Below are 22898 nucleotides of genomic sequence, written 5' to 3' on the forward strand. Positions count from 1 at the left end.
CGCGGTGAGCACCGACTGCGACTTGAAATTTAGTGAAGGTCGCAGAAACGGTCAACCTGATCGTCAACGACAAAGCGACAGCAGCCCCTGTATTGAATGTCCCGCTTTTCGGCCGATCAAAACCATCGGTAATCGCGCAGCGGCGATTGTTCCCCGTTGCACTGGTTAGCTCTTATTCAGGCTCTAGCCCCCCCCTTTATGATGATCTGTCAGGTTTTTTAAACCTGCTGCAGTGCGTCCGTCGCGGAGGTTTCCAGTGTTTTTGTCATGACCTCGAAATGCAATCCAAGTCGGGTAGGTGTGCCAAAACGGTTGTCTTCATAAGGGAAAAGTTCAGTTTCACCGGTTTTGCAGTAGCCCCGTCGCTCATACCAAGCGATCAAGGTGGCGCGTGCTTCAAGTACTGTCATACGGATAAACTCAGCGCCTCGTTCTTGGCACCAATGCTCCGCTGCGCTGAGTAAACGACGTCCGAACTGAGCATTCTGGGTCTGTGGATCAATTGCCAATGACCCCAGATACCAGGTACCAGCATTCACTGGCTCGACCCATACGCAGCCGATGATTTTGTCACGCTGTTTCCATACCAATAACGTTGCGTGCGGTTTTTGAGCAATCTCAGCCCTGAGCACCGTTTGCGAGATACGGTCTCCGCGGATAAGGCCAGCTTCTGTTGTCCACCCCGCATTTTCACCCTCGCCACGATAAGCCCGATTCAATAACGACACGACTCCGGCGACATCCGAATCACTGGCAGGTAGCAACGTGACGGGATTAAGTCGATTAACTCTCTCTGCGAGGGATTCCTCGGCCAGGCGGTCTTCCAGAGAATCTATTTGTTCAAGAAAGGACCCCGACGTCCCGGTTAGCAAGTCACGAACCACCGCATCAATAAGTGGCCATACTATTTTACGGCCCTGATCGACCGCGATCCGCCCGGCTTCCGTTAATACGACGAAAGATTGTCGCTTGTCCGTATCGCCCTTGCGCGAGATGACCAACCCCTCTTCCGTCAGCTTGTTTACGCTCTTTGTCATAGCAGGCTGGCTCACCCTGATATTCCGAGCCAGGTCTCCAACGGTGCATCCATTTACGTTTGCGAGTAATGCAAGGACTGGAAAAAGGCCAGGCGGAACCGCTGTACCAACGCCGCAGGCCAAGAGGCTTGCATCTGATTGCATTTGCTCTGCAAGGCGCTTCAAGCGGCTGCCGAGGAAGACATGAGGCATCTCACGCAAAATATCCATTTGTACCTCCATAATTTGTATAACCAGTTATACAAATACGCACAAGCTTGTCAACCTCTTGCTTGGCGGATTTACTTTCGCGTTACCCCCCCGGCACAGTCCATCCTCGGCAAACTCAAGGTCAATTCACCTTTCGGGTTCGGAAGGCACTATGTCGCGCCGCCGGTTGCTGCCTTTCAGCGTCTGCATCCCGAAGTCGAGATTGCCCTCACGCTGTCAGACCAACCGATGCTTGAGGCAACCGACCGTTGCGATGTGGTGATCCACATTACCGAACTGCGTGCCTCCAATGTGATCTGCCACGCTATCGAGCCGAATCGGCGCTTCATCTGCGCCCAACCCGCATTTGTCGAGCAGCACGGCCTGCCCGAGAGTGCTGAGCAACTGGCCGACATGGCGTGTATCGCCCTGCGTGAAAAAAATAAAGATATGACGCGATGGCATTTCACCGCTGGGCGAAAAACCCAGAGCGTACGCATCAGCCCCACCTTGAGCTGCAAGGACAGCAGTGTCATTCGGCAATGGGGTTGTGAGGATCAGGGCATCATTTCGCGCTCCGATTGGGATGTCGCCAACGCACTAGCCGATGGCACCCTCGTGCGGCTGTTAACTGCCTGGTAACTTCCGGATGCCAGTATCGTAGCCCTGACCCACCAACGAGAGGGGCTCCCCGCGCGAACACTGAACTACATGCGGTTCCTACAGGATTTGTTCCGCCCGGCTCCGCCTTGGCGAGTATGAGTCCCTGCGCATCATCCGCACCGCTCCAGGCATGCAAGTGCTGTCGGCCACCTTTCCATTCAACCCGTCTGGGCATCGAAACGGCGGCGCGCATACTTGATCCGCTCCAGGTTGTCGCGAACCCAAGCTCCCAGGGCTTTGACCGGCACGACCATCTCTTTACCCAGTTCAGTCAGCGCATAAACAACGCCTGGAGGCTTCGTCGCGAGCACAGTGCGCGTAATGAAGCCGTCTCGTTCCAGATTGCGCAGCGTCAATGCGAGCATTTTTTGCGACACCCCAGTAGTGCCGCGACGTAACTCGCTGAAGCGCATTGGATGCGCATCGAGCTGGAGGACGATCAGGACTGACCATTTCTCGCCAATTCGCCCCAAAGCGCCGGGGACACGCAGACAGTCATTGGTTTCATTGATGTTACTTACTTCCATGAAAGTGCCTTCTTGGCAGAGCTGAGGGTGTCAAATATAAAGGGGGTAATCAAAAAAGATCACCCATCCTGAAGTGTTTGGAGCCAAGACATTATGAAACAGGTTGTCCTCATCACTGGAGGCACTTCGGGTATTGGTCTTGCCTTGGCCGATGCGTTTATTGCCCGAGGTGATACGGTCGTGGTCTGCGGTCGATCAGAGGAAAGTTGTGCGCGTTTCTCCCTGACTCATCCAGACGCGTTGGCTATCAAGGCCGACGTGACCAGCGTTGCGGATAGAGCCGCCATGCTTGAGACAATTGCCACAAGGTTCGGCCGCCTGGATATCCTCGTTCATAGCGCAGGGACTTTCATTGAAAGGGATTTTGTCGCAGACACTAACTCTACGCAGAACCTTGAACAGGAGGTGGCCCTGAACCTGACCGCCCCCATTCAACTGACGGCAGAGGTGCTGAAACGCTGGCGCGCAATGGCGGCCATCATATTCGTCACTGCCGGTTATGCACTGGTTTCCCCCACACGCGCGCCAACCTACGGCGCGGTCAAGGCAGGCCTGCACGGTTTTGCCGAGGGTTTGCGCGGACAACTTGCGGCGACGGGGACCCACGTTCTCGAACTGCTCCCACCACTCGTCGACACCCCCATGAACACTGCCGTGCAAGGGAAGAAGATGTCGCCTTCGGTCGTGGCGGCCATTACTCTAAGGGCCCTCGAGCGGCGCCAGCCAATGGCGCTGCCGGGCGCCACAAGGCTGCTCCCAATGCTGTTACGCATTGCCCCGAGCGCGATCAGGCGCATGGTTGCCGCTACCTGAGTCTCATCCCGCCGCCGTGCGCAGCTCGGTAACACTACTAAAATATCGGCTAATAGATTAATTAAAGTCATCAAGTAAAGTATGTGATGCAGCACTATAAATACTACGCAACCGCATACACCTTCCTCAAAGCCAGGCGGGCAGAAAGAAACGGCACCAACACGAAGGCGCAAACCGCCGACAGACAAAGAGCAAGTACCATGAAAGTGAAGCCGCTTGCGAATGTTCCCGATGTACTGACCAAATAACCGACTACAATCGGAGCGATAGCACCACCAATCAATCCCACGGTGTTGGAGGTCGCTGAATAGGTGGCACGACTATTTTCGGGTGCGAGATCGAGCAAGATTGCACCAAAATTACTAAGACTCCCGTATAGAAAAAACGCAGCGAAGGAAAGCCCGACCAAAGACGAGGTCAACGTCACTGAAGTGTAAGCGAAATAAAGCGACAACCCAGCCAGCAGATAAAAGCCTCCAAGCGTCTCAGCTCGATATCGGTACAGTATGGAACTACCGAGCCATCCCGAGAGAATTAATCCCAAAAAGCCAAAAACATACGGCACGCCTCCAAGCAAGCCGATTGACTTAATATCGATGCCATGCGCGAAGGATAAATAGGTCGGCATCCATCCCAGATAGGCCCAATACGCGATGCTGAAGCCGAAATAGGCGACGGAAATCAACCAAAGGCACGGATCACGAAGGGTTTGACGAAAAAAACTTTTGGTCACGCTGGTTCCCGTGGCGGAAGCAGCGGCATTGTCCGGTGATTTTTTTACATTTCCTGGAATAGCGAAGTAGTTCACCAGAGCCACGACCAACCCAGGAACAGCAAGCATCATAAAGACGGATTGCCAGTCGAACGATACAAGCAGGAATCCGATGACAGGCCCTGTTAATGCAGGAGCAACGGCAAAGGCTGTAACCCATATACTTATAGCCCGTGATCTTTCTGGCGAAGAAAAGTTATCACCGATTACCTTGTAGCACGCTGCATTCGACATCCCTTCAGCCAGACCAAAGAATAATCGGACCACAACAAAACCTGCGACGCCCGCGACAAGCCCGGTGGCGCCAGTGAACAGCGCCCAGAAAATTGGCCCGATCACGAGTAACAGTTTAGCGCCCCATCGGTCTGCCATCAGTCCGCCTGGAATCTGCGCGATGAAGTAACCTACCGAAAAGGAGGACAGCACAATACCAAACGATTTTGGCTCTATTGAAAGGGCCTTCATGATCACCGGTGCGGCAAAACCGATCGCCACCCGATCAACGTAGTTGACGCATTGAAAAAACCACAAGGCAGCTAACACTTGATACTTACTCATGACTCATTTCCTTTTTTAGGATAATCACGTTAAGGATTTCGCGACTTATTATTTCTGCTGCGTGACGCGCTTTGGCGCGAGCTTCAAAGTTGATAATCCCCACGCCCATTTTCAATACCGCCGATCTATCGTCTGCCCACGGCGGGGTTATGGGCATTATCCCGCTTCCGCGCAGCAGGATTGCAAACCAATGACTCTGGTGCCTGAGTGCGTTCCATACCAACGAGTGTGGATGTCCGTTAAGGGCAAACCTATTAGATCAATACGATTAATGATTAAGCCGCAGACTGAGATGCACGTATCTCCAGATGGCTTAAAAGTTAATCCCGTAGGTAAGCATCAAGCGATTCTCATCGGCGCCGTCAGCGTAATTGGAACGGTTGGTGCCGTTGCGCCAGCGAATGCCGAAATCTTTCAAGAGACCGCTCTGAACGACGTAGCTAATATCTGTGGTGCGCTCCCACTCATGCCCCTCCTCCCCCGCTGCTCGAAGCAAGCGGCCCTTGCGGGTAGCTAGGTGCTCTGGATCTACCTCATCGCCCTTCACGTAGCGCACATTGAACTTCAGGCCGGGAATACCCAGCGCGGCAAAATCATAGTCATATCGGGCGTGCCACACGCGCTCGTTCTGCGCAGAGAAGGTACTGGTCGTTTGTTCGCTGAACAAATACGTGCCGGTCCCGCCCACGTAGGCGTACGCCGTGTCGCCAGCGATTTTCTGGTAGCCACCGCTGAACGTATGCCCACCTAACTGGTAGCCGAAGTTAGTACTGATCACACGGTTGTCGACCTCGCCGATTTTTTCCTGCCCAGTCTGCTTGGTCCGGAAGTAACGAAGCTCGGTGAAGGCTTTGCCCGGCCCCACAGGTATGGCGTAGCTCAACCCTAGGTATTGGCGAGTGTAAAAGTCCTGCAGGTCACTGGCGTGTGCACTCAGCAGCAAGTTAGGCGATACCTTGTAGTCAACCCCTCCGTAATTGTAACCATCGCTGGTCTCCGTGGCCGAGTACGCACCTAACTGATCGGTGGTGGTAAGCGAGTCAAAACTGGCGGAATCCCGAAGTTTCGTACGATCTACTCTGCCAAAATGAAAGGTAAAGTTATCCACATCCTTGGATGTAATCTGCACACCGTTGAAATACTGGTCAAACAAACGCGTGTTGTTGGAGAGGAGCAGCGGTAATGCTGGGCTCAATCCACCCACGCGAAGTTCGGTCTCCCTGAATTTGGCTTTTGCCGTTACCAACAACTTGGAATAATTATCACCGGCCCCATTCTCTCCGCGAGTCAATAGCCCGGTGCCTGCGTGCGCGGGGCTTGAGTCGAGCTTGATACCGAGCATGCCTACGGCATCCACACCGAAGCCTACGGGACCTTCGGTGTATCCCGACCTCAAGCTGAGTTGAAACCCCTGCGCCCACTCCGCGCGCCTGGACTGCGACGGGTACCCATCGCGAAAATCCCGGCTGTAGTAAAAGTTTTTCAGTTGCAATTGACCTTTGCCATCGCTGAGAAAATCAGCGCAGGCCATTGGAGTGATAACAACGGCCGCCAGGAATACGGACGTTTCAATAAGAAGACCAGGCTTTTTTATCATTGGAATAACCCTTCTTGTTGTAGATCTTATTGTTGTAAATGCTTCAGGTGTATCTCCCGCCAGATAGGCAGACGCGTGCTCCCTCTTCGTCCATGGACGTCAAGACGTCTGAACATTCCCGTGGTGTTCGGTGAGTGAGTGCATACAGACGCCGTTATGCAGCCTCTTCCACCCACACCCCATAGTGCTGCGTCTACCTCGACTAGCGCCGGTCATGTGCACCGCGACGATGTCGTCATGCCGAGATGATCAGGCCGGGTTCGGCAAGCTGCTCGCAAAGGGGGGGCTGATCGCGTCGCCTCCTCTACGATGATTGCGAAACACTGACGTTATGTTGTTATAAACATATTACAACAAAAGCGCAAGTCAGCCTGTCGGGAGGCGCGTACCGGGGGCGCGTTGGAAGGCTTGATCAGGAGAAAATTGAACGGACAGCTCCCGATGTCTGCCGCGAACGCCTAATGATCAGCGCAGACTGCGGATCGGTATTATCGGGATGAAGTCAACCTGCTATGCTGGGCGCATGAACATACCGATCACTACCCCGCCGCTCACCAGCGCCCGGGGAACCGCACTGCATCGCCAGATATTCTTGGTATTGCGCGAAGAGATTGCGCGCGATATGTATCCCACTGGGGCTCTGCCTAACGAAGAAGCGCTGTGCGAGCGTTTTAGCGTGTCGCGCATCACCGTACGCCGTGCGCTGTCCGACCTTGCAGCCCAGGGCGTGGTTGAGCGGCGCCACGGACGCGGCACGTTTGTCATGGGAGGACCCTCCCACACACGCATGCCACCGAACCTCAACCTGATCGATAGCCTGCGCAAGGCTGCGATCGAGACGGTGGTGCAGGTGCTCGATGTGGAGCAGGCGGTGCCGCCGCCCGACGTGGCACGGCTGCTGCAGCTATCGCCCGCTACGAAAGCGGTACACGCGTTGCGGCTGCGCATAAACCACAAGGGTGAGCCGGCCATGCTCACCGACGCCTGGGTGTTGGCTTCGGTGGGCCAGCGGGTCACCCGGCGGGAACTCAAGAAAAAGGCCCTTTACGAAATCCTGATGGCGCAAGGCGTTGAGTTCGGCCGTGTTGTACAGGAGATCAGCGCGACCGTCGGCGACCCGCATCGCGCGCGCCTGCTGCAGACGGAAGTGGGGAGCCCGTTGTTGAGACTGATGCGATTGATGCATGACATGGACGAACGTCCGGTGATGCACATCACGATCCACTTGGCCGCCGACCGTGCCAGCATCTTGATGGAGATCGCGGGTACCGATGTGAATACGTTGGCCGCCGGCCAGGTAATGCTCGATGCCCCCCCGCCGGATACTCCTTCCTGACGTCATCGGCGTCCGATCCAGACAGAACAGTTGTCCATGCATCCAACTTTATTGGGGCACCGTGCCGAAATGTGGGGAAGTCGATCGCGTACTGCCGCGTGTAAGATTTCGCGCAGCAGCACGGGATCGATTTGTTCAAGTTACGTACGCAGTTTTCGCCCAAGACCTCAGGCAAAAGCGTAGGATTTATGCCAGGCCGACTCCGAGCATATTCTTCAGTGAAAATCTGTGTAAAGAATAGCGCGGCTTCTTATGACGTGGTTACTCCACGCCCCTGAGCGCGAACTCATTGAGATGACCCGATGGCAAGGCGCTCATGCCCGGATCAGCTGGAAGCTCTACGTCAAAGTACCTGCGCAGAACATCTGAGATCAGTTCATAGCAAGCGCCGATACGGATGACCTCCATAGTACCGAAGTTGATTACCGTTCCCGCCCGCTTGTAGACATGCCCTCGACGTAGACCATGATTGATCTCAATGTCCGCGACTTTTCGGAGTTCGTCGGGAATATCTTCAATAAGGAATGGAGATCCTGCTCCCGTATAGTTCGCTGATGAGCCGAGCAAAGGCACCACTTCCTCCTGGCTTATCCGACAGAGTTCAGAGTGGAAAGTACCTCCGTTCAATAGCACTGCAATCGTTCCGGCTGCTGAACTGGCCTTAAGCAGCTCCGGACCGAGCTTCTGGATCATTGGATGATCTTGGCGGAAAGGACCAACAACGGCGATCGGCAAGTTGTGATCAAGGATCAATGCGTCGACCATTTGTTGAGCACGCTTGTCGAGCGTGTGCAACTCTCGCTGCGTGTCAAGAGTGGCAGCCATCGCGTTGCGCTTGTGACTGCCACGCATCTTCGTCTCGAAAATTTTACGCATCGGCTCAAGCGTCGACCCGACAAAGGCATAGCCGGTGTCATTGGGTACAAGCCCGATACCTCCATCCTTAACGATGTCAATAACGCGTCGAGCGTCGCCTTTTATGTCATTGATTTTCATTGTTGTATGACTCCTGTTGAGTTGCAGTTGCACTGGATCACATTCACCAGCAAGTTGAAGATCATTCAATTTTGGGAGGGTTGGTTTAACTCTTCCAAAGAACGGCCACGCGTTCTCGGTCCAAACAGAACGACAGCCAACATCGAGACGGCCATCGCGCCACAAATGACTGTCAGCGCTCCAGACACTCCCGCATATCTGAGTGCGGCGGCGATTAGAAACCCACTCATCGCCCCTCCCAGACGCCCAACCGCTACCACGAAACCAGTGGCAAACGCGCGATTGCGAGTGGGGTACAGTTCATTTTGATAGGTGTGAACCACCATCGGCACGATAGCGACGGCCAATGTGACAGCCGAACCAGCCAGGATCAGTGGCAACGTGCTGCGCAAGTCAATAAAAAACAGGCCGCCAACAATCAGCAGACTACCGGCAAAGAGCAACTGCCATTTGCGCTCAAACCGATCTGCGAAAAAGATCGCCAACAATGGACCCAATGGGTACACGCAGGAAATGATTAGGCTGTATTCCAGGCTCTTGGTGATCCCGATGCCGTGTTCAACGAGGAATGTAGGCATCCAGTATGTGAACCCATATATCGCGATACCCATCCCAACCTGGCACACTAGTAACATCGCGGTGCGGGTGCGGTAAGGTCGGCTCCAGATCCCGGCAAAATGGACCGGCTCCCCGGCGTCGACTACAGCCACTGGCCTAGGCTTGGGCAGCTGTCGCCCATGATCCTTTTGTACTTTTGCCTCTAACTCACACAGTACCGCGTCTGCCTCCTCAAAGCGGTCACGGCTGGCCAACCAGCGAGGGCTCTCCGACAAATTGCGGCGCAAGAACCAAACGAACAATGCGCCACACGCCCCTATCCAGAACACCCAGCGCCACCCATCAAAGCCCAGCAGCTTGGTGGGCACCAACAGAAAAGCGATCAATGCAACAACGGGCGCGGCAACCCAACTGCACGTTCTCAAAATGGCAAAGGCGCGCCCCCTGATCCTGGCAGGGACAATCTCGCTCAAGTAGGTGTCGATGGTGATGAGTTCCACGCCAATGAACACTCCCGCCACCAGTCGCCATAAGCTGAGCGCATAGGCGTCAGTCTGGAAACCCATGATGGCTGAAGCGGCCGAGTATCCGAGTAGCGCGAATGTGAAAACAGCGCGACGACCCAATCGATCGGTGACTGGGCCAAGGAACAGTACACCCAGGAAGATTCCGACGAGCGTCGCCGCGATGTAACTCGCCGCGCCGGTCAAGCCAAACATACTTTCCGTCGTGGTGCTGAAGATTCCACTCTGAATTAACCCTGGCATGACATAAGCCGTAGACACCAGTTCGTAGAACTCAAAGAACGAACCTACCGATAGCAGCAGCACCATCGACCAGATCGAGCGCGTCGCCGGAAGGCGGTCAAGCCGAGCGGCTATGTCACCGGCCGACGTCTTGTGAGGCAAAGACCTCTCGACAGCGGCGGCTGACGCATCAAGGACATGTTCTCGCATAAAAATACTCCTGCTTTATTGTTGTCATTGTTTGGCTTGACCGTAGGTCTCGCTGCAGCAAGAAGCGCCAACAAGCGGCGCATCAGGAGCCTGCCGAGTAACTCAACCTGCTCCAGATTCACGACTACTTCGGTGACTCGGTGTGATGGGACATTCGAAGGGCCTGTACATCCGGCTCAGCCGGTGACGGCCAGGCCCAGGGTCTGCGCGTGCGGTCGGCCTTCTGCCACTCGACAATCAACGCCTCGTCTCGAAACGTCAGGCCGATATCGTCCAGCCCCTGAAGCAATGCCTCGCGGCGTAACGCATCGACCGTGAAGGTAGTGGTGACCCCTTCGGGGGGCTGGATGGTAAGCGTCTTCAGGTCGACCGTGAGCGGTTCCCCGCCAGCGCACGCCTTGGCCAATGCATCGACCTGAGGTGCTGGCAGCCGGATAGGCAGCACGCCGTTCTGAAAACAGTTGCCGAAGAAAATATCGCCGAAACTCGGAGCGATGACGCAGCGTACCCCCATGCTCCGCAGCGCAGCGACCGCAGGTTCCCGTGACGAACCACAGCCGAAGTTATCACCCGCCAGCAGGAAAGGCGCATTGCGAAACGCCGGCTGGTTAAACACGCAACCCGGATCTTCGCTGCCATCTTCGCGGTAACGCAGGGCTTCGAATGCGTAGGGCCCGAGTTGGTCTTTGGTGAGGGTGGTCAGCCGTTCGATACGGATAATCACATCGGTGTCGATATTGGCGCGCGGCAGATACGCTGCGGCGCCGCTGACTACAGTGAAGGGTTGCAGGCTCATGGGGTCACCTCATCGACATCCGTAATTACCCCGGCGATCGCCGCGGCGGCGGCCATCGCCGGACTTGCCAGATGCGTACGCGCCCCTGGCCCTTGTCGCCCGACGAAGTTGCGGTTCGAGGTCGACACCGATCGTTGTTGTGGCGGCACCTGTTCGCCGTTCGCCGCCACGCACATGCTGCAACCGGGCTCACGCCAGGCGAAGCCAGCGGCTTTGAACACCTCATGCAGCCCTTCGGCTTCGGCTGCGCGCTTAACGATCTCTGACCCCGGCACCACCCACGCCGTGACGCGGTCTGCCACGTACTTGCCCCGCACCACATCGGCAGCCGCGCGCAAATCGGACAACCGCGAGTTGGCGCATGAACCGATAAACACCCAGTCGATCGGGGTCCCTGCGATGGCCTGGCCTGCGGTCAAGCCCATGTAATCGAGCGCCGCGAGCAGCGTATCGCGTTGCGCCGCATCCGCCGTGTTACCTGGATCGGGCACGCACCCGTCGATGGGAATCGCATGTTCCGGGCTTGTCCCCCAGGTAATGGTCCGGCGCACCAAAGACGCGTCGATGATTTCTTCGCGGTCGAAGTTGGCATCGGCGTCACTGAACAGTTGGCGCCAATCGCCGACGGCGGCATCGAACGCCGCACCCTGCGGCGCGAACGGCTTGCCACGCAGAAAGTCGAAGGTGCGCTGGTCTGGAGCGACCATCCCGAAGCGCGCGCCTAACTCCACCGATAGATTGCACAGTGTGAGCCGCCCCTCCACTTCCATCGCCTCGATTGTCGGGCCCGCGAACTCGATGGCCGACCCCACCCCAGCAGCCGCCCCCAATTTGCCGATGACGTGCAGCGCCAAGTCTTTGGGCGTGACGCCGAATCGCAGCGTGCCTTCGCAGCGGACGCGCAGCTGTTTCGGCTTTTGCTGGCGCAAGGTCTGGGTGGCGAGCGCATGGGCGCTCTCCGAAGATCCGACGCCAAAAGCCATCGCGCCGAGACCACCGTTGGTGCAGGTGTGGCTGTCGCCGCAGATCACCGTCAACCCTGGCAATACGATTCCCAGTTCCGGGTCCATCACATGCACTATGCCCTGCCCCGGCTGACCGAGGTCGAACATGCGCACGCCCATGCGCTCACTGCTACCCTTGAGTGCCGCATGCAATTTGCCGCCGATCGGATACGTGGTTGGGTTACGCCCCGGCTGGCTGGAAACCGCATGATCAGGGGTGGAGAACACCAGTTCGGGATTGTGCAACGGCAGGCCACGTGCGGCGACGTCGGCCAGCGCAGGCGGCCCGGAGAGGTCGTGCAGCAAATGACGGTCAATGTGCAGCAGCGCCCATCCATCCCCGAGGTCACGAATAACGTGGGCGTCCCACAACTTGTCGAACAGGGTACGTGCCATGGTTAACACCCCATCGTCGAGCCGGCATTGAAACGCGTGCGCAACTCGTCCCATTCATCGGCACCGAAGCGGCGAAATACTTGGGCAACGGATTCAGTGGAACTGGGCGCAACGAGGGTGGCCTTGAGTTCGGCGAGCACGGCGTCCCCAGCTTCGATCGTCGCCTTCAAGATCAACCCAGGCAGGATGACCATCTTGTAGCCCATTTCCTCCGCTTGCCGTAGATCGAACACAGGCGTACGACCGCCTGGCACGATGTTCAACAAGCAGGGACCGTGAACACGCTTGGGCACGGCCGCCACTTCTTCGACGGACTGCATGGCCTCGACGAAGACCATGTCGGCACCGACTTCAAGGGCGGCATTGGCGCGCCAGATCGCTTCGTCCAAATCGTGCATGGCCCGTGCGTCCGTGCGGGCGATGATGATGAAATCCTTGCTGCGGCGCGCTTGCACCGCGCTGCGGATCTTCGACACGAACTCTTCGCGGGAGATCACCTGTTTACCGTCGAGATGCCCACAGCGCTTAGGCGATACCTGATCTTCGATGTGGATGGCCGCCACGCCTCGCGCCTCGAACTCGCGCACTGTGCGCGTCACATTCAGTTCATTGCCGTAGCCAGTGTCAGCATCGGCGATTAGGGGCACGCCGATAGCGCGGGCCATCGTCGCTGCGTTGTTGACCATCTCGCTCATCGTGAGCAGGCCGAAATCGGGATAGCCGAGTGCTGCGGAGGTGCCGGCGCCGGTCATGTACACCGCCCCGAAGCCGGCTTGTTCGATGAGTCGTGCACCTATGCCGTCATAGGCGCCTGGCGCGATGATCATGCCGGGTACAGCAAGCTGGTCCCTGAGGGTCAATGTGCTCATGTTGCTTCCTTAACCTTGACTGCGGAACGCTGAAGTTATGTTGTTATAAACATAATACAACCAATACGCAAGTCAACCCGCCGAGAGGCAGGTGAAAGGTCGCTGGTCGGCTAGACCAGCCGCGACAGGACCGAGGCGAGTTTTCTCCAGCGCAGCACTGTCCCAGTAGCCGATTTTTGCTAACTTGAGCCGCAACGCCGTGAGCATTTCAGATTTGGATTTTTGTCTGGCCGTAGTGGGGGCAGTGGTACGTCGGTAGCTCGATAAATTGATGCCTCATGCCAATGGATGAGCTGCATGAAGCTTGGGCTGATATCAGGAAGCTGAAGGGTGACGCTCGTACGCTAATAGCGGAGCGCTATACTTATGATTGCGCTAAAAAAGCCGCGTCGCCTCGTAAAGATTGAGCCAGCTAAGGTATTCGCTCAATCAGGCGACCTCGTTTCAGGGGCAATGAGAGGGAGAGCCAGAAGCGGCCAGAAGCGGCATCGGGTGGTGCACGAATAACTATTGGTTACCTAACACATAGCACGCTCGGTTTTTGCCCCCCCTTTTTTCAACATACTGGCCAACCTGGTGTGGTCCGCCAACATTCAATCAGGATGCTGTTGCCCCACCTGTGTCGAACCCAAACTGGCCGTATACAGACGTCACCCTCTCCACAGCTTTGGCGAAGCGGCTTGAAATTGACAGCGTCGGTCGTCGAGCGCCCCGGCTGATTACCCCCACAGATTGTTCCGTGACGTTGGAGTGCATGAAGGCCTTGATGAGTCTGAACGCAGCATTCGTTCCGGACTCAATTTAAGGACGGTCATTTTGCATTCATTAACTAACGGGAAATGGCCGTCATGCCACGCCAGGAAGTTATCGGTATTGAAAATCCCCCTGGCTAGCGCTTCGATTAGTAAGTCATACCAACCCAAGTGCTATCGATCCGGCTTGCCGGCGGAACCACTTGGTGTCTTTAAGCTACATATCGTGCCTCGGGCTAGTATTTTTCATTATCATCAATGAAGTTCATGATGCGATCGTCGGCGCCAAGAATATCGTCAGCAATTGCCTTGCGTGCTTTGGCTGGTTTCCTTTCGCGCAACGCTTTGATAAGGGTTAAATGCGCGCTGGCGCCGACGTATGTGTTGTGACCTTTGCTGTAAAACAAATTCAGCAAAACGATTTGAATACTCGCAGCTATTCAAGCCGCTTACGAAGGTATCGGACCCTACGATCAATCTCCCGGAGCAGCTTCTTGTTGTACTGGGAATCCGCATTCTCACTCCGGTCACCCAGTGAGGCCGCCGCGCCTCGGTCAGCAGCCTCCCTTACGCACCAAGAACATCTGTCAGTTATTCAAGAATTTGACCACCAGAGGGTTCAATTGAGCGGGGCACTCTTCCGGCAACCAGTGCCCGCAATTGGGCAGGACCTGTCCCTCTACGTTGGTCGCGTACTGTTTCATCTGATCCACTTGAAACTGCCCCATTCCGCCATGCCCTCCACCGCCGATTGCCAGAACGGACATATTCAAGGCGGTCTTCGATAGCTCGGCGTTTTCTGTGATCGATTTGTTAAGCGCTCGGTAGTATTCGAACGACGCTTTCAACGTGTGCGCCTTGGCATATGACTTGGCATAAAGATTGAGCAATGCAGGTGTAAAGGCTTCCTTGTTGGTCGCATGCTCCTTGATGAAATGCGTGAGGAAGTACTTTTCATGCCCGGTGATCAAAGTTTCGGCCAACTGGTTGCCCGCGGAAAAGAAGCTGAAGTGCCAGACTAGTGACTCACCCTGCGGTGAGAATGCTGGAAAGTCGTACATGCGCTTATCGGGAATAGGCGCCTCCATGTACACCAGCTTTCTTATCTGGCGTTGATGCGTCACTGCCATAGGATAGGTATTCCATATACCGATATCGTGAGCGACCAAATCAAATGGCTGATTGCCGCTGAACTGTGTAGCGAGGTCGTAAAGATATTTCGAGATGTTGGCACCGGTGTAGCTGGTCTTTGGCGGTTCAGACTCGCCCAAACCCGGTAAATCCACAGCGACTACGGTGTGACTCTTCGCGAGTTCAGGCATCAAGCTGTGCCACTCATACCAGGCTTGGCCAAATCCGTGGACTAGGTAGACCAACGGCCCGGAACCGCCTTTCACATAGTGAAGCTTGACGCCATCTATCGTTTTGAATTCACTCTTGAATCCCGCTGGAACAGGAAACTCTCCCGCTTGAGCGAAGCATGGTAAAGCCATGATGATGGCTGCGGCGGCAAGAGCCAATTTAAAGTGCTTTTTCATTCCATTTCATCCGTCGAGTTATGACTGAAAGATACGGCCATGCGCAGGTGTGCTGCCCACAGATCAATGACTAACCACCGTCTGAGCGGTATGCCTGTGACCTTGCGGAAAACCATGCCCCCGTGCCCGAGACGCAATAGCCAGGCTGATCAAAAGCAACACCAACAAAACGCATGGAAATGCACTCACTCCCCACTGACCGAGTAGCACCCCGCCCAGCAGTCCACCGCCAGCAATAGCACTGTTCCAGACCACTACGTTCATGGAGAGAGCAACGTCGGCGCCCTCACCTGCGGCGTCGGCGAGTGCGGTTTGCAGAAGTGTTGCCGCCCCACCAAAGGTCAGACCCCAGATGAAAACACCTGCATAAATCGCCACCGCAGAGCCTGAAAATAGTCCGAGAAAAATCGAAACCGCAGCGAATGTTGCAAGGCTGGCCAGCACTGCTGTTCGCAGATGCCGATCAACCAGCCGACCCGTGAACCAGATTCCCGCCAGCGCCGCGACACCAAATGCGAGCAGTACCAAATCAACTTGGTTGGCCAGCCCAGCCTTGGAAACAAAGGGCGCGACATAGGTGTAAAGCATGTTGTGGGCCAGCATCCAGGTGAAGACGACGCCCAAGACCGAACGCACGCCTGGTGTGATAAATACCTGACGTAACGCCATACGCTGTGAGGATGATTGGCCAGGGTAATCCGGCACTTTGATCAGCACCCAAGCGATCAATGCCAGGGTCAATCCAGACATCAATCCAAAGGCCATGCGCCAGCCCATGAATCCGCCAAGCCAGGTGCCCAACGGCACGCCCAGCGACAACGCGATGGGCGTGCCCACCATCGCTACTGCCAATGCGCGCCCCTGCAACCGGGAAGCAACCATGCGCCGCGCGTAGCCCGCGATAAGGCTCCAGGCTAGCCCCGCTGAGACCCCGGCGAAAAACCGCGCAATCAGCGTCAACCAATAATGGGAAGACAGCGCCGTGATGGAATTGAACACCAGGAAGCCAACGACTGTAAGCAGCAATACCGTCCTACGGCGCCAGCTTTGCGTGGCAATGGTCAAGGGTATTGCTGCCAGCAATGACCCCAACGCATAAACAGTAACCATTTGCCCCGCCAGGGACGCCGAGATACCCAGTCCGTTGGCAATTTCGGGCAGCAAACCTGCAGGCAACGTCTCGGTCACTATGCAAATGAAGCCGGTCATTGCTAGCGCAAGTAATGCCTCAAGCGGAAGCTTTCCGCCCTGTCGCTCATCTGTAGCCATTTGATCAACCCCACTAATATACCGATCGATATAAATATAGGGAGGAGCAAGCGAGTAGTCAACGACTTATGTATCGACTAGTATTTATGTAGCTAGGGAGGAGGTTCATATGGCACAGATGGGACGTCCACGCACCTTTGATCGTGACGTGGCAATCACTCAGGCTCTGCATTTGTTTTGGGAGCATGGCTTTGACGCCACATCGCTCAGTCAGCTCAAAGCCAATATCGGTGGCGGTATCACCGCGCCCAGCTTTTACGCAGCGTTCGGCTCAAAGCAGGCGCTGTTCAAGGAGGTCATGCAACGGTACCTGACCACTCATGGCCGGGTGACCGATAGCCTGTTCGATACATCCCTCCCCCCCAGGGAGGCAATCGAACTGACCCTGCGGCAATCAGCGAAAATGCAATGTGAGCCCGACCATCCCAAAGGGTGCCTGGTGGCGCTTGGTCTTCTAAGCGCCTGCTCGGAGGAGAGTAAGGTCATATCTCAGCCGCTGACTCAGGCGAGATCCTTGAACCGTGCTGGCATGGTAGCGTGTGTCGAACGCGCTATTGCATCCGGAGAGCTGGCAATAACGGTTGTGCCGGATGCGTTGGCCACGGTGTTTGACAGCTTTCTCTTGGGGATTTCGGTATTAGCCCGAGACGGTGTGCCCTTCAAAAAGATAGACGAAGCGGTGACGAATATTATGACTGTATGGGATGCGTCGTGTATCGGTCGCCCGGCTCCGGCAGACGTTCAGCACAATGCTTGAATAGCCGTGCATTTCAGTAAGTCGGAGCCCATCATATTCGCTGCGAGATCGGCGAATGCCGCTTGGGCGAAGATATCATGGAGATGACTATGCGAGCAGCTTTCAGCGACTGTCCGCTATCGGCCCAGAATGTGTAAAAACGCTTTCCCGAACACTTGCTATGAATTCTGAGGATTTCATCGCAAGGCTCGCCCATGAAGCGCTTTATCCAAGGTGAACATCGAGGCCAAGGCACCTTACTTCCCGAGAGCCTCGACGACTACGTCAGCGATACCAATCCGGTGCGCGTAGTCGACGTCTTTGTTGACGAACTCGACCTGGTGAATCTGGGTTTTGAAGGTGCCATTCAAGCCGATACTGGCCGGCCTGCTTACCACCCCGCGATCCTGCTGAAGATCTACATCCACGGCTATCTCAACCGCATTCAGTCGAGCCGGCGGCTGGAACGAGAAGCTCAACGCAACGTCGAGCTGATGTGGTTGACCGGGCGTTTGATGCCGGACTTCAAGACCATCGCCAACTTCCGAAAAGACAACAGCAAGGCCATCCGAGGCGTCTGTCGTCAGTTTGTTGTGCTGTGTCAGCAGTTGGGACTGTTTGGAGAAAATCTGGTCGCCATCGATGGCAGTAAATTCAAAGCAGTCAACAACCGCGACCGCAATTTCACCAGCGCCAAACTGAAGCGGCGAATGGAAGAAATTGAATCGAGCATCAGCCGTTACCTGGCGGTACTTGATGCTGCCGATCGGCAAGAACCCACAGCTTCCGAGCCCAGCGTAGTGCGGTTGGAAGAGAAAATCGCCAAGCTTAAAACTCAAATGGAGGAGCTTGAAGCGACCGAAACCCAGCTCAATGAATCGCCGGATAAACAGGTCTCACCGGCCAATCCAGACGCCCGTTCGATGATGACACGCGGCACGGTAATCGTCTGTTGCAACGTGCAGACCGCGGTCGATGCTCAGCACCATTTGATCGTTGCACTTGAGGTGACTAACGTCGGTTCCGAGCGTGATCAACTCAGCTCAATGGCCAAGCAGGTCCGCGAGGCGATAGCGTCGGAAACGTTGTCGATAGTGGCGGACCAGGGTTTCTTCAAGCGCGAACAAATCCTGGTTTGCTACGATGCAGGCATCACTTCCTACGTGCCCAAACCGATGACCTCTGGAGCCAAGGCTGACGGGCGTTTCAACATCGATGCCTTCGTCTATGACGCGGCAAAAAACGAATACTTTTGCCCAGCTGGAGAGGCGCTGATCTGGCACTACTCCTACGTTGAAAAAGGCCTGAAGTTGCATCGTTACTGGAGTTCGAAATACCAGGGCTGCGCGTTGAAATTGCAGTGCACACCGAGCATGCAACGGCGGGTTCGACGCCGGGAGCATGAAGCCGTATTGGAGGAGATGCAGCTTCGGTTGAGCAAAGCACCAGAGATGGTGCGAATCCGAAAACAGACGGTTGAGCATCCCTTCGGGACGCTCAAACAATGGATGGGTGCGACGCACTTCCTGACGTGAAAGCTGGCCGGGGTGAGTGCGGAGATGAGTTTGAATGTGCTCGCCTACAATCTGAAACGGGTCATGAAAATCATGGGTGGTAACGGTTTGATGAAGGCGATGTCGGCATAAAAAGTTGATTCTGGCCGATCCCAAGGGCTGTAAAAACAGCATTAATGTGTTAAAGGTCGCTACCGATGCGGCCCGCAGAGTTGACCGTGCGATCGCTCAGCAACCGAACATCGATAATCCATGACGATGAGGCCTGCACACGCTCGGCCGATTGCGGCCCTTCGTGGTAGGTAGCAACTGGCCGTTCTCTGTCCGTCATCGCTGCGGCGCCTGTTGATCAAGCCGAATGCAATTGGTTGGTCAGTGGTAATGCGATTGGTGGTCAGTGACCCTCTCTCCAAAGAATCCCATTTTCCCCGAATTACATCGGAACTCGCTCATGGAGTAGCGGCTGCGAGCGTCAGATGATGCCTATAATTGCCGTAGTCGCATGATGGCGTCTGTAATTCTTTGAGCATTCGTATCAAGTGTTTCCATAGCCGCAGTTACGTTTGCGGCGACACTCCCCATTCCCTTCCCTGAGAGCCACTTGGTCACTTCTTCTATGGCCGCAGCTAGGGCGTGCTGGTTGTGCAGGAGCAGTGTGAGAACGTCCGCGGTCGCTATATTGGCTTGAAAGTTATCTGGCATGCTTTTCGTCCTTGAGTAAATGGTACGGGGAAGGCTAGCTGAACTAGCCGATGGTTGGAGTCACTTCTCACAAACTTAAGGTCTGCAAACTTGTGCCCGGTGGATCAGTGATTCTGACCGCCACCATATGAGTCCGGGGCTAGACGCCTTTGTCGATTACCTGTGCTGGTTCTGGCGCTGGAAAAATTCGCACTGGTGGCAGACCCGTTACTCACTTAGCTGTCGGACGCTGAACAAGCCCGGCGTTCAATCCAACTTCGCGATAACGCACTTGCCAGTCTTTACACTGCGAATCTACTCACCATACGCTGCAGTTGAACGCCCAGCCGGGCGAGCTCGACACTCGACGATGCGGTTTCTTCACTGGCGAAAGCGTTCTGTTCGGAAATATCCCGAACACTCAGAATGCTTCGATTTATTCCTTCTGCAACCGCACTTTGCTGCTCCGCGGCTGCCGCAATTTGGACATTCATCGACTCAATGGTCGAGATTGAGTGGCTGATACTCATGATGGACGCCCCGGCATCGCGTGTCAGCTCCACGCTGTTGTCACTCAACGCTCGGCTGTTATCCAGGATCGCCGCAACCTGTTCCGTGCGGCGATGCAAACCGCTGATCAGTAACGCGATTTCCTCTGTCGATATCTGGGTGCGTTGGGCGAGGCTTCTCACCTCGTCCGCCACCACCGCGAATCCTCGTCCGGCTTCACCAGCCCGCGCAGCCTCGATGGCGGCATTGAGGGCCAATAAGTTGGTTTGCTCTGCCACCGCCTTGATCACATCCAGCACCCCACCGATCTTGTTGCTCTGGGTTTTGAGATCGTCCATGGCGGTTTTGGAGTGACCGACCTCGATCGCCAGCCTTTCGATTCGCAGGATCGCTTTTGAAACAACGTCGCCACCCTCCCGAGCCTCCAGTGAAGCGCTGATCGCCGCCCGGGAAGCTTGCTCTGCGTTCCTTGCAACCTCCTGCACAGTGGCAGACATCTCGTGCATGGCCGTGGCGACCTGGTCTGTTTCGCTCTTCTGGCTGTTGACGCCATGGTTAGTCTGCTCAGTCACCGTCTGAAGTTGTTCGGCAGCGCTGGATATCTGAATCACACCGTCACGCAGACCGCCAATCAACACGCGCAAGTTAGCCGTCATCTTATGCATGCTGGTCTGCAATCGCCCCAGTTCATCCTGACGAGTCGTGGTCTGTATGTCTGTCAGGTCACCATTCGCTACCTGCTCCGCGAGCCTTAAAGCATCGAGTAGCGGTGTAACGATCAAGCGGGTAATGATCCAGGCGATCAAGACGCTCATGACGAGAATGACGATCAACCATAGGACTAGGTATTTTTCCGCCTGCCGGATATCACTGACCAGCAAGGCTTCCTGGTTCTCAGTCAGTCGTGCAGTGGACGAGAGCAGGCTGGCAATATTCTGTTCGATACCGGTCTGGGCATCCTCGACAGCCACCTGCGCATCGCCAAACCGGGAAATTGCATCCTGATACGCATTTAACGACGTCTGGAGAGTGTTCACTGTGTTCGCTTGTAAGTCGAACCCCTCCAGATTGTTGATATACCCGATAGTCGTGGCGACGGAAGAACCCGCCACTTTTTTGGTCTCGGCATTCAGAGAGTAGGTATAACCGCGCACATCGAAACGCATTTTTTGAAACAGGCTGAGCGCCTGCGCCGTTGCAGCACGCTGAGCAATATTCCCTTCCGAGGAATTTGCGAAATCGTCCAGGTCATTTAGCGCATTGGTCGCTATTTCAGCCTGACGCCCCGCCGCTGCGAGATTAGCGACCATTGCGGCGATGCCACGAATGATGTCGTTGTAGTAATCACGCGATTGTTTCAAGGCGGAGGCTGCTGCCTCCAGATGTGGCGCATCGGACTCGGAAACAAGCACCGAGCGCACATAAACCAAATGGCTTTCCAGATTTTCCAGGTTGACCCGCCAACTGGCGGCATGATCAGCATCGTAGTTGATCGCATAGGATAAGCGGCCAATTAACATGTCCCGCGTCAACGTGCCGAGCTTTCCAATGTCTGCAATTTTTTCGCTTCTCTGGCTTAACGTTTGAATACCGCTCCAACCGGTAAATGCGATCAGAACGGTCAGGACGATAACCAGGGTAAAGCCGAGTATGAGTTTCGACCTTACAGCGATATTCAGAAGCGCATTAGTCAACATAACGCTTCCTTGCAGGGCGAACCCACATTAACCCGGCTGAGTAGGCCCTGAACGGTTTCAGTTGAAAGCCCCAGCGCCTCAATCAGGTCATTGGCCTTGAGCAACGCTTCGCCGACAATCAGCCCGGCTGTCGCAACGATGGCTTCTGTAGCGGGCATTGCAACGTTCGCAATACGCCCAAGCGCCAGCGTAAATAACAGGCCGTAGGGCACGTCCTCCCAGATATAACGCGTCTCTATATGGGTGGGGCCGGCGGGGCCGCCTCGTTTTCGGTGAAGTTCCCTGGCCACGTCGGCTAATTCGACCGATTCAATATTAAAGGACTGGCGCAGCTTCTGACTAAAGCTTGGGAGACTCCAACCAAAGACACTGGCGAGCGAACGGCGCTCGGCATCCAGCGCGTTGATCACATCTGCTGTGCTGGACGTCATGTAGTAGTACTGCGGCCAATCTTCACCGCGTTCGATTCGTGTCCAATTGAACAAGGCTAGCGGCACATGGCCCACGGCGCTGGTGTTGGAAAGCATCGAACTCAGTGGATTTTCTTCAGCTTTAAAGTCACTCCCGAACAGTGATTTACAAACATCCAACGCAAGCCCCTGTTGCGAAACGGGTAAACAGGAAACTCCTAAACTCGGACGCTTCGTCATGATGTGGACATGTACAGGCCCCTTGCGTCGAGCCGTTAATGCACTTGTACCAAAGCTCGCAACAGTGATCTCAATGCCACGTTTGAGAGCACGCTCATACAAATAAAGTGAGGAGAGAGAAGCCATGGAACTGACAATCACAATCTGCCCCGTTCGTAGATGCGATAACAGAGCGTCCATGACTGCGCGATGCCCATTAAGTGGCAAGGCAATGACAATCACGTCAACGCCAGTGGCGAGTTCTTCGGCACTTTTTGCGTAACTGACTTGAAACGCTTCTTCGAGCAATCCCGTTGCTCGCAGCGGCTCACTTCGCAGCAGTTCTGCACTGCCTGTCTGAGGCGACCAGACGGCAACATCATGTTGGCCATGTGAAATCCAGGCCGCATAGGCGAGACCTATCGCACCAGAGCCAGCTATTCCAGTTTTCAGGCGAAGCATTTATAAACCCCACAGTTCTGTGTCTACGATGCGTAGTACCGCG

General features: G+C 55.4%; 17 protein-coding genes and 4 pseudogenes. 5 read left to right on the top strand and 16 right to left on the bottom strand.

The window, feature by feature from the left end:
• Positions 1-218 precede the first annotated feature (218 nt).
• Complete coding sequence (locus tag AC3ITA_RS14190) at positions 219-1247, bottom strand: GNAT family N-acetyltransferase (RefSeq protein WP_489277419.1); 1029 nt, start codon at positions 1245-1247, stop codon at positions 219-221.
• Between AC3ITA_RS14190 and AC3ITA_RS14195 the strand changes: the two genes are divergently transcribed.
• The gene (locus AC3ITA_RS14195; protein ID WP_489277420.1) at positions 1221-1868 is read left to right on the top strand and encodes a LysR substrate-binding domain-containing protein; all 648 of its coding nucleotides are present in this window, start codon (positions 1221-1223) and stop codon (positions 1866-1868) included. The two genes, AC3ITA_RS14190 and AC3ITA_RS14195, sit on opposite strands and share 27 nt — an antisense overlap.
• Before the next feature lie 179 nt (positions 1869-2047).
• Here the strand turns inward: AC3ITA_RS14195 and AC3ITA_RS14200 are convergent, their stop codons facing one another.
• Positions 2048-2416: a winged helix-turn-helix transcriptional regulator gene (locus AC3ITA_RS14200; protein WP_489277422.1), complete on the bottom strand. Its 369-nt coding sequence runs from the start codon at positions 2414-2416 to the stop codon at positions 2048-2050.
• A 93-nt stretch (positions 2417-2509) separates the two neighbouring features.
• Here AC3ITA_RS14200 and AC3ITA_RS14205 point away from each other — a divergent pair, with 93 nt between their 5' ends.
• Positions 2510-3229: an SDR family NAD(P)-dependent oxidoreductase gene (locus tag AC3ITA_RS14205; protein WP_489277424.1), complete on the top strand. Its 720-nt coding sequence runs from the start codon at positions 2510-2512 to the stop codon at positions 3227-3229.
• A gap of 103 nt (positions 3230-3332) precedes the next feature.
• Here the strand turns inward: AC3ITA_RS14205 and AC3ITA_RS14210 are convergent, their stop codons facing one another.
• Both AC3ITA_RS14210 and AC3ITA_RS14215 read right to left on the bottom strand, forming a co-directional pair.
• Positions 3333-4559 carry an MFS transporter gene (locus tag AC3ITA_RS14210; protein WP_489277426.1) on the bottom strand — a complete coding sequence of 409 codons (1227 nt, stop codon included), beginning with the start codon at positions 4557-4559 and terminating at the stop codon, positions 3333-3335.
• Positions 4560-4872: 313 nt separating this feature from the next.
• Entirely contained in the window at positions 4873-6156 is a 1284-nt protein-coding gene (locus AC3ITA_RS14215; RefSeq protein ID WP_489277428.1) for an OprD family porin, read from the bottom strand.
• Between the two features lie 523 nt (positions 6157-6679).
• Here AC3ITA_RS14215 and AC3ITA_RS14220 point away from each other — a divergent pair.
• Positions 6680-7492: a GntR family transcriptional regulator gene (locus AC3ITA_RS14220; RefSeq protein WP_489277429.1), complete on the top strand. Its 813-nt coding sequence runs from the start codon at positions 6680-6682 to the stop codon at positions 7490-7492.
• A 261-nt stretch (positions 7493-7753) separates the two neighbouring features.
• Here the strand turns inward: AC3ITA_RS14220 and AC3ITA_RS14225 are convergent, their stop codons facing one another.
• From AC3ITA_RS14225 to AC3ITA_RS14260, 8 genes and pseudogenes are all read right to left on the bottom strand, one after another.
• The gene (locus tag AC3ITA_RS14225; protein WP_489277431.1) at positions 7754-8488 is read right to left on the bottom strand and encodes a Sua5/YciO/YrdC/YwlC family protein; all 735 of its coding nucleotides are present in this window, start codon (positions 8486-8488) and stop codon (positions 7754-7756) included.
• Positions 8489-8553: 65 nt separating this feature from the next.
• Positions 8554-10002, bottom strand: coding sequence for an MFS transporter (locus tag AC3ITA_RS14230; protein WP_489277433.1), 1449 nt, complete (start codon positions 10000-10002; stop codon positions 8554-8556).
• Positions 10003-10126: 124 nt separating this feature from the next.
• Positions 10127-10798, bottom strand: coding sequence for a 3-isopropylmalate dehydratase small subunit (gene leuD, locus AC3ITA_RS14235; RefSeq protein WP_489277435.1), 672 nt, complete (start codon positions 10796-10798; stop codon positions 10127-10129).
• Positions 10795-12198: a 3-isopropylmalate dehydratase large subunit gene (gene leuC / locus AC3ITA_RS14240; RefSeq protein WP_489277437.1), complete on the bottom strand. Its 1404-nt coding sequence runs from the start codon at positions 12196-12198 to the stop codon at positions 10795-10797. Before leuC ends, leuD begins: the two co-directional genes overlap by 4 nt.
• Before the next feature lie 2 nt (positions 12199-12200).
• Entirely contained in the window at positions 12201-13067 is an 867-nt protein-coding gene (locus AC3ITA_RS14245; RefSeq protein ID WP_489277439.1) for an isocitrate lyase/PEP mutase family protein, read from the bottom strand.
• Between the two features lie 1191 nt (positions 13068-14258).
• A pseudogene (gene greB / locus AC3ITA_RS14250) lies at positions 14259-14363 on the bottom strand (transcription elongation factor GreB); the annotation flags it as partial.
• A 43-nt stretch (positions 14364-14406) separates the two neighbouring features.
• Positions 14407-15357 (bottom strand): alpha/beta fold hydrolase, encoded by a 951-nt coding sequence (locus AC3ITA_RS14255; protein ID WP_489277440.1) that lies wholly within the window; start codon positions 15355-15357, stop codon positions 14407-14409.
• A 63-nt stretch (positions 15358-15420) separates the two neighbouring features.
• The gene (locus AC3ITA_RS14260) at positions 15421-16626 is read right to left on the bottom strand and encodes an MFS transporter (protein ID WP_489277442.1); all 1206 of its coding nucleotides are present in this window, start codon (positions 16624-16626) and stop codon (positions 15421-15423) included.
• Positions 16627-16735: 109 nt separating this feature from the next.
• Between AC3ITA_RS14260 and AC3ITA_RS14265 the strand changes: the two genes are divergently transcribed.
• Positions 16736-17383: a TetR/AcrR family transcriptional regulator gene (locus AC3ITA_RS14265; RefSeq protein WP_489277444.1), complete on the top strand. Its 648-nt coding sequence runs from the start codon at positions 16736-16738 to the stop codon at positions 17381-17383.
• A gap of 194 nt (positions 17384-17577) precedes the next feature.
• Positions 17578-19008 (top strand): annotated as a pseudogene (locus AC3ITA_RS14270) (IS1182 family transposase).
• Between the two features lie 351 nt (positions 19009-19359).
• Here AC3ITA_RS14270 and AC3ITA_RS14275 read toward each other — a convergent pair.
• The 4 genes and pseudogenes from AC3ITA_RS14275 to AC3ITA_RS14290 all read right to left on the bottom strand — a co-directional run bounded on the left by AC3ITA_RS14275 (position 19360) and on the right by AC3ITA_RS14290 (position 22855).
• Positions 19360-19578, bottom strand: a complete 219-nt coding sequence (locus tag AC3ITA_RS14275) for a hypothetical protein (RefSeq protein WP_489277446.1) — start codon at positions 19576-19578, stop codon at positions 19360-19362.
• A gap of 281 nt (positions 19579-19859) precedes the next feature.
• A pseudogene (locus tag AC3ITA_RS14280) lies at positions 19860-20390 on the bottom strand (methyl-accepting chemotaxis protein); the annotation flags it as partial.
• 327 nt (positions 20391-20717) lie between these two features.
• A pseudogene (locus AC3ITA_RS14285) lies at positions 20718-21764 on the bottom strand (methyl-accepting chemotaxis protein); the annotation flags it as partial.
• A complete protein-coding gene (locus tag AC3ITA_RS14290; protein ID WP_489277448.1) occupies positions 21758-22855 on the bottom strand; it encodes an NAD/NADP octopine/nopaline dehydrogenase family protein in 1098 nt (365 codons plus the stop codon). The gene AC3ITA_RS14290 and the pseudogene AC3ITA_RS14285, both read right to left, overlap by 7 nt.
• Positions 22856-22898: the final 43 nt, after the last annotated feature.

This window comes from Pseudomonas sp. GL_090, from assembly GCF_057837765.1.

Bases quoted from the DNA above. Each gene is read 5' to 3' on its own strand.
- AC3ITA_RS14245 (WP_489277439.1), bottom strand. From the start codon at position 13,067: ATGAGCACATTGACCCTCAGGGACCAGCTTGCTGTACCCGGCATGATC.
- AC3ITA_RS14210 (WP_489277426.1), bottom strand. From the start codon at position 4,559: ATGAGTAAGTATCAAGTGTTAGCTGCCTTGTGGTTTTTTCAATGCGTC.
- leuD (WP_489277435.1), bottom strand. From the start codon at position 10,798: ATGAGCCTGCAACCCTTCACTGTAGTCAGCGGCGCCGCAGCGTATCTG.
- leuC (WP_489277437.1), bottom strand. From the start codon at position 12,198: ATGGCACGTACCCTGTTCGACAAGTTGTGGGACGCCCACGTTATTCGT.
- AC3ITA_RS14290 (WP_489277448.1), bottom strand. From the start codon at position 22,855: ATGCTTCGCCTGAAAACTGGAATAGCTGGCTCTGGTGCGATAGGTCTC.
- AC3ITA_RS14220 (WP_489277429.1), top strand. From the start codon at position 6,680: ATGAACATACCGATCACTACCCCGCCGCTCACCAGCGCCCGGGGAACC.
- AC3ITA_RS14275 (WP_489277446.1), bottom strand. From the start codon at position 19,578: ATGCCAGATAACTTTCAAGCCAATATAGCGACCGCGGACGTTCTCACA.
- AC3ITA_RS14260 (WP_489277442.1), bottom strand. From the start codon at position 16,626: ATGGCTACAGATGAGCGACAGGGCGGAAAGCTTCCGCTTGAGGCATTA.
- AC3ITA_RS14205 (WP_489277424.1), top strand. From the start codon at position 2,510: ATGAAACAGGTTGTCCTCATCACTGGAGGCACTTCGGGTATTGGTCTT.
- AC3ITA_RS14265 (WP_489277444.1), top strand. From the start codon at position 16,736: ATGGCACAGATGGGACGTCCACGCACCTTTGATCGTGACGTGGCAATC.
- AC3ITA_RS14200 (WP_489277422.1), bottom strand. From the start codon at position 2,416: ATGGAAGTAAGTAACATCAATGAAACCAATGACTGTCTGCGTGTCCCC.
- AC3ITA_RS14190 (WP_489277419.1), bottom strand. From the start codon at position 1,247: ATGGATATTTTGCGTGAGATGCCTCATGTCTTCCTCGGCAGCCGCTTG.
- AC3ITA_RS14225 (WP_489277431.1), bottom strand. From the start codon at position 8,488: ATGAAAATCAATGACATAAAAGGCGACGCTCGACGCGTTATTGACATC.
- AC3ITA_RS14215 (WP_489277428.1), bottom strand. From the start codon at position 6,156: ATGATAAAAAAGCCTGGTCTTCTTATTGAAACGTCCGTATTCCTGGCG.
- AC3ITA_RS14230 (WP_489277433.1), bottom strand. From the start codon at position 10,002: ATGCGAGAACATGTCCTTGATGCGTCAGCCGCCGCTGTCGAGAGGTCT.
- AC3ITA_RS14195 (WP_489277420.1), top strand. From the start codon at position 1,221: ATGAGGCATCTCACGCAAAATATCCATTTGTACCTCCATAATTTGTAT.
- AC3ITA_RS14255 (WP_489277440.1), bottom strand. From the start codon at position 15,357: ATGAAAAAGCACTTTAAATTGGCTCTTGCCGCCGCAGCCATCATCATG.